Origin of the sequence: Pandoraea communis (assembly GCF_902459745.1) — a bacterium.
Classification (GTDB): Bacteria; Pseudomonadota; Gammaproteobacteria; order Burkholderiales; family Burkholderiaceae; genus Pandoraea; species Pandoraea communis.
The window spans coordinates 11010-27007 of record NZ_CABPSJ010000007.1; the positions used below are offsets into that span (position 1 = coordinate 11010).

The window sequence follows — 15998 nt, forward strand, 5'->3', positions numbered from 1 at the left end:
CATCACCGCGCGAACGTCGCCCAGCCGCTCATGCCCGGCAAGAGTTCCGGGGCGCTGCCGTTGAGGGCGGCAGTCACATCCACCGTCTGGGTCACCGGATCGACGCGCGCGCCGATCCGTGCGACCTTGGCAGGGTAGGTCTTGCCCACTTCGTCGACCTGCACGCTCAGCGCATGGCCAGCCTTGAGCCAGGCGAGCCACTTCGACGGCACGATCATCTTCAGCTCGAGATGACTGGTGTCCACAATCGTCAGCAGCGGCTTGCCGGGCTCGGCGAACTGCTGCGGCGCGGCGCTGCGCTTCGAAACGCGGCCGTCGAACGGCGCCGTAATGGCGCACTTGCGAACCGTCGCCTGCATGTAGGTCACATCGGCCGCCGTGGCTTTCTGCTTGGCCTGCGCCTGCTGCACTTCCAGGTCGCCAATCGAGCGCAGCGCCTGGAGCTTGCGGTTCGTTTCGAGCAGCTCGCGTGCACCGTCGGCATCGGCTTGCGCCTTGCGCAATTGCGCGTTGAAGAGCGAGCAGTCGAGCGTGACGAGCGTCTGCCCGGCACGGAACGCGTCGCCGTCGCGCAACGGCAACGAGGCGATTTTTGCCGAGATTTCGCTCGACACCTCGACCTGATCGCGCGATACGAGCTGAATGCGGATGCGCGAGTCGCTGCTGTCCGGTGACGCCGCACTCATTGCGGCCGGCGAGACGGGCGATCCCGGCAACACGGCCGGTGCCGGGGCACCCGCGGCTGGCCGAGCGGGGGCAGGCGCCGCCGCAGCGGTCTGGGGGGATGCTCCCGAAGCGGCTTGCATTGCCGCGAGCAGCGCGACGGCGAGCGCTGCCCGGTGTTTCCGGAACCCCGTCATTTCTGCACCGCCCCTGTGGGCAAAGTTGCTGCGGCCGCGATGGTCGGACCCGGCCGGGCGCTTGCCGCAACCGGGATACCCTGCGCCGCAACCGCGTCCCAGCGCTTCTGCTCCTCGCTGATCGACTGCGTGAGCGACGCGATATCGTTGCCGTCGAGCTTGGCCGGCAGCGGGTCGAGGCCCAGCGTGGAGAGCATCTGGCCGTAAGCGCTCTCGAGTTCGCCGTAGCTCTGGTAGAGGCGCAATTCGGACATCATGGCTGACGTCGCCACGCGAATCTCCTCGAGCTTGCCCTTTGCCTGGGTCTGCGTGGCGTTGTGCGTCTGTTCGAGGATTTGCTGATCGACGTCGTTGAGTCGCTTGAACAGATTGAACTGGCGGGTCTTGGCACCCAGCTCGCTGCGTGCGACGTGAACCTGCGTGAGCACGGCCATGCTGAGCGCCATGCGCTGCATTTTCGCCACGTCGAGCTGCGCCTGCGCCGTGCCGCGAATGTTGCCGGCGTTGAGCAGATTGAGCAGGTTCCAGCTCACGCTGATGCCGGCCGAGCGCCACGCGTTGTACACGAGGAAGCTGTTGCTGTCGTAGTGCGCGCCGACGTTGAACTCGATACCCGGGAGCAACTTGGCCATCGCCTTATGCGTTTCATTGACGCTGATTCGCTCGTTGTAGCTCGCCTCGACGAGTTCCGGGCGGCGCTGCAACGCCATATCTTCCATGGCCGGCATGGCCATGTCGAAGGCCGGCACGCGAAATGCCCCGGTGGTGGCAAGCGTGAAGTCCTTGCCCGGGTCCAGGTTCATCAACGAGGCCAGACGGGGCTTGGCGACTTCGAGCTGGTCGCGCACGGCTTCGAGCTGGCGCATCAGATCCAGTAGCGAGCGTTGGTAGTTGAGCGCGTCGACGGGCGAGCGCAACCCCTGTTGCTGCGTGGTGCGTGAGTCGTCGAGCGCGCTCTGGGCTTCGTCGAGCAGCGGTGCGATGCGATCGCGCAGACGCTGTGCGCCCACCGCTTGCCAATAGGCTTCGCGCACCTGCTGCATCATCAGTTGCACGACCTTGCGACGGCGCTGTTCGAGCACGAGCAGCCGGTCGGCCTGTTGCGTCGCTTCAAAGTAGCTGACGCCGAAGTCGAGAATGTTCCACGACAGGTTCAGATCTGCGGTGCGGCTGTTCTTGTCGGTGGAGAACGACGGCACGAGCGATTGCTCACGCGTGTAAAGGCCTTCCGAAGACGAGGCGAGCTCGTGATTGCGGTTCGTGTAACCGGCCGCCGCGGTCAGCTTGGGCAGCAGGTTGAAGTTCGACAGATCGAGCTGGCGCTGCCCGAGCGCCTCTTCCATCATCTTGAGGCGATGGTCGAGGTTGTAGCGGATGGCGCGCGCCATTGCCTCGTCGAGCGTAATCGGCCCGGTCACCGGCTGTTGATCCGCGAACATGGTGGTTCGGTCGGCCTGGGCCGTTTGGGCACGTTCGGCGTCGGAGAACGGTACGGGCTTGATTGCGCAGCCGGACAGCGACACGACGGCGAGCGCGACCGCGAGCAGGGCGGGACGCGGCATGCGTCCCCGGAACGACATGGTTTTCACTTCGACGGATCTCTTAGGAAGTTGAGCGAGTTGAGTCAGGAAACGATGTGTCATGCGCGGCTCCGCGCGGGGCCGAGCGAGCCTTCGGCGGGCGTCGCGACATGCAGCGCCGCGCGGGCATTGGCGAATTGGGTGGCAAGCGACGCCTTCGCGGCCGGCAACGCCGCATGCTCCGGTGCCGGGGCGACGTTGCGACCCTGCGGATTCGCGCCGTTCGTTGCGCGATCGGCCTTCTTCGCGTCGAAATGCAGCGTCACCTCGCGGCGCGTAAGATTGCCTGCCGCGTCACGCACGAGCAGCGTCACCTGTACCGAATGCACGCCCGCCGGCGGGGTGCCCGTGAGTACGTCGCGCGCTGCGTCGAAATGCAACCACGGCGGCAATGGCGCACCGTCGGCCAACGTGATGACCACCTGATTGTCGTGCGCGGCGGCGCCCGGCGCCGAAGACGGCACCTGAAGCAGCGGGGCGATCGGTAACGCGAAGCCGTTGCCGGTCTGACGCACGGGGCTCACATCCACGGCCGGCAGCGTGCGCGGGGGCGGCGTGGTTTGCGCGTCATGCGGCATCACGATCGGGTCCAGGGCGCTCACATGCGTGTTGCCCAGCGACGCGTCGATTGCACCGTGAGCCGCAAACGTGAACGTCGCGCGCGGCGACACAATACCGATACCCCGCATGGTGTCCAGCGCATTGAGCACAATTGTCGGATTCGAAACGGCGTCGTTCTGTCCGTTCAGGTCGGAGAGAATCAGCGGATTGCGATGATCGGAAACCGCAGGCGGTGCGACGACATTGGGCACGCCGACAGGCCCCGGCTGTGGCTTCGGCAGGATCGGCGAGCCGACTGGGTCCTGGCCGGCGTTGATCTGCAACGTGCGCGTGAGCGGTGCGCTGTTGGCGGCGGCGTCGCTCAGCACGAACGTCAAGGTGCGCGTGCCGTCCTTGTTCGAAATCTGCGTATCGCGATAGGCGACGGCCTGAATGGCGGCTTGCCACTGCGCGAGCGTCGCGGTGCCGCTCGCCGAACGCAGCGTTAGGACGCCGCGCACGGCATCGTAGTTGGACGCAATGTCGCCCGTCGCTGCGCCGGGGGCGAAGGTCAGCACGTCATGCGCCGGATCGAAGCCGCCGCTGATGGCCACCGTGGCCGACGTGGGCGGCGTGTCGTTTCGGTCGACCAGCGTAATGCCCGTGCCGACGGAAACGCTCGAGGTCGGCTTTCCATCGGCGGTATAGCGCAGCGCCGCGTTGTCGGCGCTGAGGAGCGGCGTCTGGTGCGTGGCCGTGACGCTCACATCGCGACTGAACGAAAGACTGGACTTGGTACCGTCGTTCACGCTGAAGCCGATGGAGCGGGTTGCCGTGTTGGGCGTGACGGCGGTATCGGTGTACGTCACCGCGCGCAATGCGGCCTGCCACTGGGCGACGGTGGCTGTCGCACCGGCCGAGCTCAGCGTAAGCATGCCGGTCGAGGCATTGTATGCGCCCATGATATTGCCCATCGATCCGTCGTTGCGGAAACCGAGCACGTCCTCGCCGGCATGGAAACCCGTGCCGATCTGCACGACGGCCGAGGCGAGCGTACCGTTGTCGGCGTCCGACAATGCAATGCCCGTGTCGATCGCCACCGGCGTGGAGGCAACGTTGTCTCCGGCCACGAACGAGGCGGTCCCGGTGCTTCTGCTTGAGATCAGCGGCGCCTGGTCGGGGACGGTAATCCCGACGCTGCGCGAATGGACGGCGCTCGTCTTCACGCCGTCGTTGACGGCGAAGCCGATAACGCGCGTGGCCCGATCCGGCGAGCTTGCAGAGTCGGTATAGGTGACCGCGCGCAGGGCGTTCTGCCATTGCTGCAGCGTGGCGCTGGAACCGACCGACGTCAGCGTCAGCGTGCCGGTAGCGGGGTTGTAGCTGCCCGTAACGTTGCCCATCGTCAGGCCGTCGTTGAGGAAGCTCAGCGTATCCTCGCCGGCGTGGAACCCGGTGCCGATCTGCACGGTGGCCGAGGCCAGCGTTGTGTTGTCGAGATCGCTGAGGACGATGCCCGTATCGACGGCAATCGGCGTGGACGGCCCGGTTTCGGCCGACGTGAAAACGGCCGCACCGCTGTTCGTGGAATGCACGATCGGGGTCTGATCGGTGTTGGCCACGCTGACGGTTCGCGTAATCGGCGCGCTGGTCTTGGTACCGTCACTGACGGTAAAGCTGACCGTGCGCGATACCAGCGCGGGCGTGATCGCCGTGTCGGTGTAGGTCACGGCGTGCAGCGCGGCCTGCCACTGTGCGAGCGTGGCGCTCGCACCCGACGAGGTCAGCGTCAGCGTACCGTGCGCGGCGTCGTACGACGCGGTGATGTTGCCCATCGTGGCCGCGTTGTTGATGAAGCCGAGGACATCCTCGCCTTGATGGAAGCCCGCGCCGAGCTGCACGGTGGCCGAACTGAGCGTGGCGTTGTCGAGGTCGGACACCACGATGTTGGTGTCGATCGCCACTGGCGTGGAGACGGTGTTGTCTCCTGCCACGAATGCGGCGCTGCCGGTGCTGCCGGAGGTCAGCAGCGGGGTCTGGTCGGTCGGCGAGACCGCGATGGAGCGCGTGAGCACGTTGCTGAACTGCGAGCCGGCGTTCAGCGAGAAGCTGACGGTGCGTGTCGCACTGTTGGGCGTGACGCGCGTGTCGGTATAAGCGACCGTGCGCAACGCGGCCTGCCATTGACCGAGCGTGGCCGAGCCGCCGCTGGAGGTCAGCGTGAGCACGCCCGTCGACGGGCTATAGCTGCCGGTGATGTTGCCCATCGTCAGGCCGTCGTTGACGAACGACAGCACGTCTTCACCGGTGTGCAGGTTGCCCGTGATCGCGACCACTGCGCTGTCGACCACGTTGCCGAGCGGGTCCGCGACCGTCAGGTTCGGATCGATCGCCACCGGCAACGCGGCGCTGTTGTCGCTCGCCACGAAGCTCACGCTGCCGGTACTGGCGCTGGCCAGCGCCGGAGCGGAGCTGATGACGTTCACGCTGTGGTCGAGCGCGGTGCTGGTCTTCACGCCGTCGCTGATGACGATGCTGATCGTGCGCGTGCCGAGCGCGGCGTTGACGGGGGCCGAGAACTGCAGGTTGTCGAGCACGGTCTGCCATTGCGCGAGCGTGCCGCCGGTCGAGGTGATCGTCAATGTGCCGCTGACGCCGTCGAAAGTCATGGTCATGCCGTTGGTCAGCGTCGAGAGCGGCAAGCCGAAGCCGAGCGTGTCGCCGCTTTGCATTCCTGAGCTGATCCGGGCCGTGATCGACATCGACACCAGCGTCGAGCCGCTCACGTTCAGGTCGGTCAGCGTGATGCCGCTGTCGATCGACGTGGCCGTCTGGCCCGGCAGGTAGTTCAAGCTGCTGCCCGACGCGCCGAGCACCGGGGTCTGGTGGGTCGCGTTCACCACGATGACCTTGCTCGAACTGGCGCTGGACTTCGTGCCGTCGTTGGCGATGAAGGTGATGACGCGGTTGGCGGTTTGCGGCACGGCGGCCGTGTCGGTGTAGGTGATCGAGCGCAGCGCGGCCTGCCACTGCGCGCGGCTCGCGCTACCGGCCGAGGTCAGCGCGAGGGTGCCGGTGCCGGCGTCGAAGTGCGCCTGGATGTCGCCGAACGAGCCGCTGCCGAGCGCGAGCACATCCTCGCCGCTCCGATAGTTGCCGGTGATCGCCACCGTGGCCGACGCCAGGGTGGGGCTGTCCGAGTCGGTCAGCGTCACGCTGGCATCGACCACGATCGGCGTGGACGGGGCATTGTCGGCCGAGGTGAAGGTAGTACTGCCGCCGGAGTTGGTCACGATCGGCGTCTGGTCGGTCAGCACCACGTCGATGGCGCGCTGGAACGAGGCGCTGACCTTCACGCCGTCGGTGACGACGAAGTTGATGACACGCTGCGTGGTGCCGGGCGTCGCGGCCGAATCGGTAAACCGGATCGAGCTCAGCGCGGACTGCCATTGCGCGAGCGTGGCCGAGCCGCCCGTCGAGGTCAGCACCAACACGCCGTTCGAGTACGTGCCCGCGATGTTGCCCATCGTCGAGCCGTCGTTGGCGAACAGCAGCGTGTCGCCAATCGAGTCGTAACCGCTCGCGATCGCGATGTTGGCCTGGGTCAGCGTGCTGTTGTCGCGGTCCGAGAGCGTGATGCCGGAATCGATGACGATCGGCGTGGCCGGGACGTTGTCGCCCTGCGTGAACGTGGCGCTGCCTGACGAACCGCGGATGATTGGCGTTTGATCGGTGTCGGCCACGGTCACGGTGGAGGTGACTGCCGCGCTGAGCTTGGTGCCGTCGCTCACCACGAAGCTCACGGTGCGCGCACCGGTGCCCGGCGTGATGGCCGTCGAACTGTAGGTGACGGCCTGCAGTGCGTTCCGCCACTGCGCGAGCGTGGCTACGTTGCCCGACGAAGTCAGCGTCAGCACACCACCCGTATAGCTCGCCAGAATATTCCCGTACAGCGCCGCGTTTGTGTTAGTGAACGCGAGCACGTCTGTCGGCTCGTAATGGCTCGTGAGCGTCACCACGGCCTGCTGAAGCGGCCCGCCATCGAGATCGGAGACGGTGATGGCGTTGTTGACCGGCACCGGCGTCGAGGCGACGTTGTCGCCGGTCACGAACGCGGTGGTATTGCCGCCGGCGCCGAGCACAGGCGTCTGGTCGGTGGCCGTGATTGTGATGGAGCGCGTCGCGACGTTGCTCGCCGCGGTGCCATCGTTGAACGAGAACGACACCGTGCGCGTGGTGGTCGAGAGGGTGGGCGAGGTCTGCGTGCTGAAGAACGTAACCGACTGCAGCGCGGCCTGCCAGTTGGCGATGCTCGGCGAGCCGGAACCGGTCAAGAGCAGAATGCCGGTCGTGCCGTCGTAGCTGCCGGTGATGCCGTTCTGCGCGACGAACGACAACTGGTCGCCGCTCTGCACATTGGTGATGCGCACCGTTGCGGTGACCGCCGAGGCCGAGCCGGGATCGGAGATCGTAATGCCCGGATCGACCGCCACCGCGGTGCCGCCCACACCGTTGTCGCTCGAGGCCCAGGCGGCGATGCCGCCGCTGGTGGTCACGCTCGGGCTGTTGTCGATGTAGGCGAGGTTGTTGAGCGTGGGCTGGAAGGGGCCGGAGTCGTTCAGGTCGATCAGCGAGAACGAGACGATATTGTTGAAGGCGCTGCCGAGCTGGTTCTGGTTCGACACGGGGCCAGTGAAGTTGCCGATGCCCGCTGTGGCAAGCGGGATCAGGGCGCTTTTTGAGCCGTTCGCGTAGTTGGCCTGTATGTACAGGTCGCCGTTGAACGAACTGAGGTCGAAGCTCTGCAGGCTGAACACGTGGCCGTTGGAGAGCGAGATCGTGACGTTGCGGATCGGCGAGGCGCCGTTTGCATTGATTTCCAGCACGCCGTCCGTGGGCGACACGGAGATGTCGCTCGGGTAAGGCCAGTTCGAGGCGTTGTATGCGAAGGTATTGGTCGGCCGGTCCAACGTGTAGACGAGGCCGTTGAGCGTGAACTGCGACTGGCCGATCGCCTGCCAATTGTTGGCGGCCGGGGAGTCGTAGGTTTCCGTCGTCACGCCGAGCAGTTCATTGAACTGCGCCTGGGCGCTGGTCGATTCGTTCAGCGCGGTGCGGACGTTGCCGACCTGATATTCGAGCGTCCAGTTGCCCCCCAGCGCAGCCGAACCGGTGGCGTCGGTGGAGGCGGCCACATTCAGGTGCGTGAGGGCGGCGATCTTTTGCACCAGCGCCTGACCGTCGGCCTGTTGGGCGACGTCGCAGCCGTAGATCAGGAAATCGCCGCCGGCTTTCATCGCCGCGCCGATTTGCGCGAGCTGCGTGCCGTAGCCGGAAAAGTCGCTGTTGGTGAGCCAGGTCGACCCGACTTGAATCATCCCGTCCGAGCCGTGCGAGATCAGGCTGATCGATTCGACACGTTGGTGCGCCTGGAGGTACTGGGCGATCTGCGCGAGGCCGTCCGTATTGGCGTCGAGCACCACATACTGCGTGCCTGCGGGCAAGCCTGCGATCAGCACCTGATAGTTGGCCACGCTCGGATCGATGAACACGACCTGCGTTTGCGTAATTTGCGTGGCGTGGACGGCGCTTGGCGCATCGTTCTGTGCGGCGCCGGTCTGCGACTTGTCCGGCGCGCTCGCCCCGGAAGCGCGGGCGTCGCCTGCAGCGTTCGTCGCGGCCGAGGCGCTCTGGTCGGGCGGCGCACTCGCCGTCGCGTTGCCGGACGCACGAACCGACGTATCCGTGTGCGTCTCGGTGGCACTGTGACTGTCGGTGTGAGCCGGGTCCTGGGCGTGCGGTTGCGCGGCGACAGCCGCTACCGACGCGTCGTAGACCACGCGGGGTTCGAGTGCGAGCAACAACGGGGAAGCCGCAACGCGCGGCCCGGGGCGGTCGGCAATTTGCTGCTCGCGCGCGAACCACTGTTTGATGATCTTCATGGCAATGCTCTCCTTACAGTTGCCTGCGCCAGATAACGAGCTATTGATGCTGGAATGGGGGGGGCTGCCGACGCCGGTGTGCGTCGGCGGGCACATGAATTCAGGCGCGCGTAAGTGGGCGTCTTCCTGCGAATGTCGCAGAGGCGCCATCACTTCGGGATCTTCCTGTTAGCAGATAAGCCGGTGCCGTTTGGCAGGCGAGCCGGCGGATACATGCGGTGCGCCGAAGGCGGGGAGCTAGTCCTATCGTCGGTCGGCGAGACGATAGGCATCTGTCCGGGCGCTGCACTTCGCCCGTCGTGCAGGGTAGAGCTAACACTTTGCGTTTCCCTTGGGCGTTGGCCCCGACGCCCAGTCGTTCGCTCACGCATGGCTCGTGGCCGCGTGCGTGGAGCCATTTATCGTTATGTCGTCGGGCTGCGGCCGGTTCCCCCCGTATCGCGCCCTACCCCTTGTTGCAAACGCCACAGCGGCCGCGTTTTCCCGTGTCGGGTTTAGTTTTGTCCAGACAATCCGAACATGTTCGGAACTTTCTCTTCTTTGGCAGGTCGTCAATCTAGCCGAATTTAATGACATTCGGTAAAAAAACTATAAAAAATGATAGGGTATTTTCCCGCAGTCTGGGGTTGACCGATTTGGCTCCGGCGAACCGTCCGCTGCGACCGGTTCGGCAATGGTCGAGCGAGACGTGGGTTGGCATGGTCAGCGTGTTTGCGCGGATGTAAAAACGCGACGTCAAGGGTGGTCGAGCAAGCATCGCGCCAGAGAAGCTGATGCGGGCGATGCTGCAAGTACTGTACTCGACTCGCAGCGAACGGATGCTGATGGAGCGGATTTCCTACAACATGCTGTTTCGCTGTTTCGCTGGTTTGCCGGCTTGGCGATGGACGACGCCGTGCGGGATGCCTCGACCTTCAGCAACAATCGCGACCGCTTGATGGCCCGCGACGTCCTGGTGGCGCTGGTCAATGAGACGGTCGAGACGGCGCACCAACGGCTACCTGTCGGGCGAGCATTTCAGTGTGGACGGCCCGCTCATTCACACGTGGGCCGCTCACAAGCCGGACGGGAGTCATCGTGAAATGAAAAAAGAGGCGCCGAAGCGCCCCAACATGGGTCCAGCAAGACGGCCGGTCGTGGCCGTTATTGTTGTGCGCCGCCGTTGAACCATGCCGCGATTTTCTGGCGTTCGTCGTCGGTCATCTGGGTCACGTTGCCCAGCGGCATCGACTTGAGCGCCACGGCTTGCTGATAGATACGCTGAGCGTTCTGAGAGATCTCGGCCGGTGTATCGAACATCACCCCCGCCGGAGCGCTGCCCATCATCGTCGGCTTGGCCGAGTGGCAGGTGGCGCAGCGTTGCGTCAAGATCGGCTGGATCTCCGAGAGCTTCACGGCCGGGGCCGCAGCTTCACCGTGCACACCGGCGGCCGGTGCCGGGGCGGGGCGCGGTGCGGCGAAGACGGCAACGCCGGCGAGCAGCGCGGCGCCAACCACCGGCAGCGCGTACAGGTTCTTGCCGGAATGACGCAGCACGAAAAACTGACGGATCATCGCGCCTGCGGCCATGATGATCGTGAGTATTACCCAGCTGTACGGATTGCTGTACGTGAACGCATAGTGGTTGCTGATCATGATGAACACGACCGGCAGCGTGAAATACGTGTTGTGCACCGAACGCTGCTTGCCCAGCTTGCCCCAGATCGGGTTTGGGACTTCGCCCTTCGACAGGGCATCGACGCTCTTGCGCTGCCCCGGAATGATCCAGAAGAACACGTTGGCCGACATCGACGTCGCCATCATGGCGCCCACGATCAGGAACGCGGCACGACCCGCGAAGATATGCGTCGTGGCATAGGTTGCCGCGACCACGAACAGCGCAACGCCAATCCCCAGCACGCGCTCGTTCTTGCCCAGCATGCGGCACAGGAAGTCATAGACGAACCAGCCGCCGATCAGGAACGCCACCGCGAGGCCGACGGCCTGACCCGGTTGCAGATCCATTACATTCTTATCGATCAGGTAAGTCTGCGGTTGCAGCAGATACAGCACACAGAACAGGGCAAAGCCCGAGAGCCAGGTCGTGTACGACTTCCACTTCGACCAGTGCAGGTCTTCCGGCATCTGCGGCGGTGAGTTCAGATACTTCTGGGCGTGGTAAAAACCGCCGCCGTGCACCGACCACATCTCACCGAACACGCCTTTTTGCCGGTCTTCCGCCGCCTTGGGCGGCTTCAGACCGTTGTCCAGCATCACGAAATAGAACGACTCGCCAATCCAGGCAATGGCTGCCACCACATGCAGCCAGCGCAGCAACAGATTGACCCAGTCGGTAATAAACGCTTCCATCTTATGTTCTCCTCAACTGCCTGACGTTCACGGCTCGCGCTTCAACTGCCGCGATACGTGGAAAAGCTCCACGGCGAAACCAGAAGGGGCACGTGGTAATGCTGGGCAGGCTCGGCAATGCCGAAGCGCAGCACAACGCGATCGACAAAGCGCGGCGAAGGAACGTCCACGCCCTGCGCGGCAAAATAGTCGCCCGCGTGAAATACCAATTCATATTCGCCGGCGACGAACGCTTCGCCTTCGAGCAGTGGCTTGTCGCAGCGGCCGTCGCTGTTGGTTTGCACGTCGCGCAGCAAACGGCGCTCGCCGTCCACGCGCCACAACTCGACACGGATGCCCGCGCCGGGCTTGCCGTGAGAGGTATCAAGTACGTGGGTAGTCAGTCGTCCCATGGTGTCTCCTGTGATGGATGGGTGCATTGTAGGGAGATGGCGGCCGGACAACGGGCGCAATACCAAAGATAAAAACGCGCACATACCATGTCACGCCAGACAAAAAGCCGACGGCCATCAATAGGGGGTGCGCGTGTGTGGAGAGTACGCCGCACGCGTCGAATTTGGCATTTTTTTGGACCACTACTTGCTTCTGTTATCCGGGCTATAACAACCGAAATATGAAGTGCTGTAGCGACGGCAGGCCCATCGCCCGGAAAGCCCAATGGCGACGTGCGTCGTTGGGGAAAACCCGAGACGCATGATAAGCATTCATGCATACGTTCCATGGAAAAAACACTATAGCCCCCGGTGGTCTTGTCGCAAAAGGCGTCGACCTGCACCATTGAACCACCCCAAAAATATCAATCAGACAGCCCCCCAGGGACGGAGACGCAATGAGTGTGACAACGAAAGCCGTCGATCCGGTCGACGAACGACTGCCGATCGCAAAATTGTTCATGCTGGGCCTGCAACATGTGCTGGTGATGTATGCGGGTGCGGTGGCCGTGCCGCTGATCATCGGCGGCGCCCTTGGCTTGCCCAAGGATCAGATTGCCTTTCTTATTTCCGCCGACCTGATGTGCTGCGGCATTGCGACGTTGCTGCAAAGCGTAGGCGTGGGCCGGTTCGGTATTCGTATGCCCGTCATCATGGCCGTGACCTTCGCGGCCGTCGGTCCGATGCTCGCCATCGGCACCAACCCGTCGCTGGGCCTGCCGGGCATCTTCGGGGCGACGATCGCCTCGGGCATCATCGGCACACTCATTGCGCCGGTCATCGGCAAGTTGTTGCGCTTTTTCCCGCCGATTGTCACCGGGATCGTGATCACGTCCATCGGCCTGACGATCATCGGCGTCGGCATCAACTGGGCCGCAGGTGGGGTGGGCAACCCCGATTACGGCGACCCCGTCTATCTGGGCGTGTCGTTCGCGGTGCTGATCTTTATCTTGCTGATTACGCGTTTCGTGAAGGGCTTCTTCTCGAATATCGCCGTGCTGCTGGGCATTCTGTTCGGCTTCGCGATCGCGCTGATGCTGCACAAGGTGAATTTCGACGGCCTGGATCACGTGAAGTGGTTCGACGTTGTGCTGCCGTTCCATTTCGGCATGCCGGTGTTCGATCCGTGGGCAATCGTTACGCTCACTATCGTGATTCTGATTACGTTCATCGAATCGACGGGGATGTTTCTGGCGCTCGGCGAGATCGTCGGCAAGCCGGTGGACGAGAAGGCGCTGGTGGCCGGTCTGCGTGTCGATGGCGTGGCCACCGTGATCGGAGGTGTGTTCAACACGTTCCCGCACACCTCGTTTTCGCAGAACATCGGTCTCGTGGGCGTTACGGGCGTGAAGAGCCGCTGGGTCTGCGCTTCAGCCGGTGTCATCCTGCTGGTTTTCGGACTGATCCCCAAGATGTCGGTGATCGTCGCCTCGATTCCGCAATTCGTGCTGGGCGGGGCGGGCGTGGTCATGTTCGGCATGGTGCTCGCCACGGGCATCAAGATCCTGTCCAAGGTCGATTACTCGCATAACCGCTACAACCTGTACATTGTGGCCATCAGCATCGGTATGGCGATGATCCCGGTCGCGTCGAACAAGTTCTTCGCGAAGATGCCCGAGCAACTCGCGCCGCTGCTGCACAGTGGAATTCTGCTCGCCACGCTTTCGGCCGTGATTCTGAACGCTTACTTCAATGGCTTCAAAGCCCCGGCGGCCAACGCTCATGGTGAGAAGAACGGTACAGGCATGGGGCTGGAGGCGCACTGATGAAAACACTGCTGGTCAAGAATGCCGAGGTTCTGGTCACGATGGACGCAGGCCGCCGCGAGATTGCGCGCGGCGGACTGTACGTGGAAGACAACCGGATCGTCGCCGTCGGCACGCGCGATACGCTTCCAGCCACGGCCGACGAAGTGCTGGATCTGACCGGGCACGTTGTGATTCCCGGCCTCGTCAATACGCATCACCACATGTATCAGAGCCTCACGCGTGCCATTCCCGCCGCGCAAGATGGCGAGCTGTTCAACTGGCTGACGAACCTGTATCCGGTGTGGGCGAATCTCACACCGGAAATGATCCGCGTCTCGACACAGACGGCGATGGCCGAGTTGCTGCTCTCGGGCTGCACGACATCGAGCGATCATCTCTACATCTACCCGAACGGTTGTAAGCTCGACGACAGCATCGAAGCTGCCGCCGAGATCGGCATGCGCTTTCACGCAAGCCGCGGCAGCATGAGTGTCGGGCAGAGTCAGGGCGGGCTGCCGCCAGATCGCGTCGTCGAGCGCGAAGACGACATTCTCGAAGACACGCAGCGTCTCATCGAGACGTATCACGACGAAGGCCGCTACGCGATGCTGCGCTTGGTCGTGGCCCCCTGTTCACCCTTCTCGGTGAGCCGCGAACTGATGCGCGATTCGGCGTCGATGGCGCGTCACTACGGGGTGTCGCTGCATACCCATCTGGCCGAGAACGTCAACGATATTGCCTACAGCCGTGAGAAGTTCGGCATGACGCCAGCCGAATACGCTCAGGATCTGGGCTGGGTCGGGCACGACGTCTGGCATGCGCACTGCGTGCAACTTGACGACGCAGGCATCGCGCTGTTCGCCAGGACGGGGACCGGCGTGGCGCACTGTCCGTGTTCGAACATGCGGCTCGCCTCGGGCATTGCGCCGATTCGCCGGATGCGCGATGCGGGCGTGCCGGTCGGGCTGGGCGTAGATGGCTCGGCCTCGAACGATGCGGCCAACATGATCGGCGAAGCGCGTCAGGCGTTGCTCTTGCAGCGTGTGGGCTTCGGCCCGAGCGCGATGACGGCCCGCGAGGCGCTGGAAATCGCCACGGTAGGCGGCGCGCGCGTGCTGGGTCGAGACGACATCGGCATCCTCGCGCCCGGCATGGCGGCCGATTTCGTGGCGTTCGACACCCGTAGCGTGGGCATGGCGGGCGGTCTGCACGACCCGGTGGCGGCGCTGGTCTTCTGTAACCCTGGACAAGCCGCGTACAGCGTGGTCAACGGACGGGTGGTGGTGCGCGAAGGGCGTCTGGCGACGCTTGACCTGCCGTCGCTCGTCACGCGTCACAACGCGCTGGCGCGACAACTGGCCGAGGCTTCCCGGTAAGGCGTTGCCACACCGGCCACCGATTCATGGTGTGTGGCCGAGCGTGGCAGCGGGCAAGCGGGAAATCGGGGCGACGTTTCTGTGCATAAGGAACGCCGCCGTTCGGTTCGGCGGAGCGGTGGGGGCCGCTCCGCCGGTAAAAACGGCGCGGAACCCCGGCATCCACCGAGGATCAGGACTGCGTGTGTGACTCGAGCAGTGTGCGTGTGGCGTCGGAAATGATGCTGCGCAGCCAGCGCACCTCATCCGAATAGTGCGTGCGCTCGTGCCACAACTGGTAGTACTGCATCGGCGGGAAGTCGATGGGCGTTTCGAGCACGGTGAGCGGCAGGAACTCCGCGTAATGGTCGGCGAACAGACGCGTCGTCGTGAAGATCAGATCGGATTTCAGCAGAACGTACGGCGCCAGATTGAAATACGGAATTGTCACGACCACATTGCGCTTCAGACGCTCGCGCGCGAGGTGCATGTCGATGGCGCCGCGTTGGGCGACGGAGTAGGGTGTTGGCGCGAGGTGCGGACTGGCGAGGTATTGCTCGAGGGTGAGGCCGCGTTTGGCATACGGATGTGTATTGCGCACCAGGCAGACGATCTGGTCGACGAACAGGTTCGAGAGGTGAAGCTGCTCGGGTGGCTCGGGCCAGTTGCCGATGACGACGTCGACCTTGCCGTCTTCGAGCGCATGTTCGTAATCGAAGGCAGGGCCGAGCGAATGCAGTTCGAGCTGCGCATTGGGGGCTTGCTGGCGAAAGCGTTCGACGACCGTGGGGACGAACAGCGTATTCAGATAATCGGGGGAGCCGATGCGAAACGTGCGCACCGTCGTCGCCGGATCGAAACTCGATTGCTGGACCGTGATGCGCTCGATCTCACGCAGGGCGTTCTGCGTCGGCTCCAGCAGCGATTGACCGTACTCCGTGGGTACCATGCCCGATTTGCCGCGCACCAGCAGCGGATCGCCGGTGATATCGCGCAAGCGCCGCAGTGCCGCGCTGATCGCGGGCTGAGACTGGTTCAGCTTGACGGCCGCACGCGTCACGCTGCGCTCGATCAACAAGGTGTGAAGGACGCGTAGCAAATAGGTGTCGATCGGTTCGCGGTTTTGGCTCATGAGAAATATAACAGTCCGAATATGCCGGACCCTGAATTACATAACTAAATCATTATGAAGC

The 15998-nt window shown here is 64.0% G+C and carries 8 protein-coding genes and 1 pseudogene; 3 read left to right on the forward strand and 6 right to left on the reverse strand.

Translation table 11 applies throughout. The annotated features are described in order from the left end of the window. Positions 1-2: 2 nt before the first annotated feature. Genes PCO31110_RS21725 through PCO31110_RS21735 form a run of 3 tightly spaced genes read right to left on the reverse strand, consistent with a single transcriptional unit; the run spans position 3 to position 8922 of the window. Positions 3-860, reverse strand: coding sequence for an efflux RND transporter periplasmic adaptor subunit (locus PCO31110_RS21725; protein WP_036661226.1), 858 nt, complete (start codon positions 858-860; stop codon positions 3-5). Then, positions 857-2503, reverse strand: coding sequence for a TolC family protein (locus tag PCO31110_RS21730; protein ID WP_150691353.1), 1647 nt, complete (start codon positions 2501-2503; stop codon positions 857-859). The genes PCO31110_RS21725 and PCO31110_RS21730 overlap by 4 nt, the downstream gene beginning before the upstream one ends. After that, entirely contained in the window at positions 2500-8922 is a 6423-nt protein-coding gene (locus PCO31110_RS21735; RefSeq protein ID WP_150691354.1) for a DUF4347 domain-containing protein, read from the reverse strand. Before PCO31110_RS21735 ends, PCO31110_RS21730 begins: the two co-directional genes overlap by 4 nt. Before the next feature lie 749 nt (positions 8923-9671). Between PCO31110_RS21735 and PCO31110_RS26355 the strand changes: the two are divergent. Further along, positions 9672-9860: pseudogene (locus PCO31110_RS26355) on the forward strand (transposase family protein); the annotation flags it as partial. Between the two features lie 205 nt (positions 9861-10065). Here PCO31110_RS26355 and PCO31110_RS21745 read toward each other — a convergent pair. Both PCO31110_RS21745 and uraH read right to left on the reverse strand, forming a co-directional pair. Beyond that, positions 10066-11271, reverse strand: a complete 1206-nt coding sequence (locus tag PCO31110_RS21745) for a urate hydroxylase PuuD (RefSeq protein WP_150691355.1) — start codon at positions 11269-11271, stop codon at positions 10066-10068. 41 nt (positions 11272-11312) lie between these two features. Continuing rightward, complete coding sequence (gene uraH / locus PCO31110_RS21750) at positions 11313-11663, reverse strand: hydroxyisourate hydrolase (RefSeq protein ID WP_010807784.1); 351 nt, start codon at positions 11661-11663, stop codon at positions 11313-11315. A gap of 437 nt (positions 11664-12100) precedes the next feature. Here uraH and PCO31110_RS21755 point away from each other — a divergent pair, with 437 nt between their 5' ends. Together PCO31110_RS21755 and PCO31110_RS21760 are read left to right on the forward strand one after the other, a co-directional pair. Further along, on the forward strand, positions 12101-13468 hold the full coding sequence (locus PCO31110_RS21755) for a nucleobase:cation symporter-2 family protein (protein WP_150691356.1): 1368 nt from the start codon (positions 12101-12103) through the stop codon (positions 13466-13468). Beyond that, complete coding sequence (locus PCO31110_RS21760) at positions 13468-14826, forward strand: 8-oxoguanine deaminase (RefSeq protein ID WP_010807786.1); 1359 nt, start codon at positions 13468-13470, stop codon at positions 14824-14826. The genes PCO31110_RS21755 and PCO31110_RS21760 overlap by 1 nt, the downstream gene beginning before the upstream one ends. Before the next feature lie 172 nt (positions 14827-14998). Here PCO31110_RS21760 and PCO31110_RS21765 read toward each other — a convergent pair whose 3' ends face one another. Continuing rightward, the gene (locus PCO31110_RS21765) at positions 14999-15937 is read right to left on the reverse strand and encodes a LysR substrate-binding domain-containing protein (protein WP_010807787.1); all 939 of its coding nucleotides are present in this window, start codon (positions 15935-15937) and stop codon (positions 14999-15001) included. Positions 15938-15998: the final 61 nt, after the last annotated feature.

Bases quoted from the DNA above. Each gene is read 5' to 3' on its own strand.
- PCO31110_RS21745 (WP_150691355.1), bottom strand. From the start codon at position 11,271: ATGGAAGCGTTTATTACCGACTGGGTCAATCTGTTGCTGCGCTGGCTG.
- PCO31110_RS21730 (WP_150691353.1), bottom strand. From the start codon at position 2,503: ATGACACATCGTTTCCTGACTCAACTCGCTCAACTTCCTAAGAGATCC.
- PCO31110_RS21735 (WP_150691354.1), bottom strand. From the start codon at position 8,922: ATGAAGATCATCAAACAGTGGTTCGCGCGCGAGCAGCAAATTGCCGAC.
- uraH (WP_010807784.1), bottom strand. From the start codon at position 11,663: ATGGGACGACTGACTACCCACGTACTTGATACCTCTCACGGCAAGCCC.
- PCO31110_RS21760 (WP_010807786.1), top strand. From the start codon at position 13,468: ATGAAAACACTGCTGGTCAAGAATGCCGAGGTTCTGGTCACGATGGAC.
- PCO31110_RS21765 (WP_010807787.1), bottom strand. From the start codon at position 15,937: ATGAGCCAAAACCGCGAACCGATCGACACCTATTTGCTACGCGTCCTT.
- PCO31110_RS21725 (WP_036661226.1), bottom strand. From the start codon at position 860: ATGACGGGGTTCCGGAAACACCGGGCAGCGCTCGCCGTCGCGCTGCTC.
- PCO31110_RS21755 (WP_150691356.1), top strand. From the start codon at position 12,101: ATGAGTGTGACAACGAAAGCCGTCGATCCGGTCGACGAACGACTGCCG.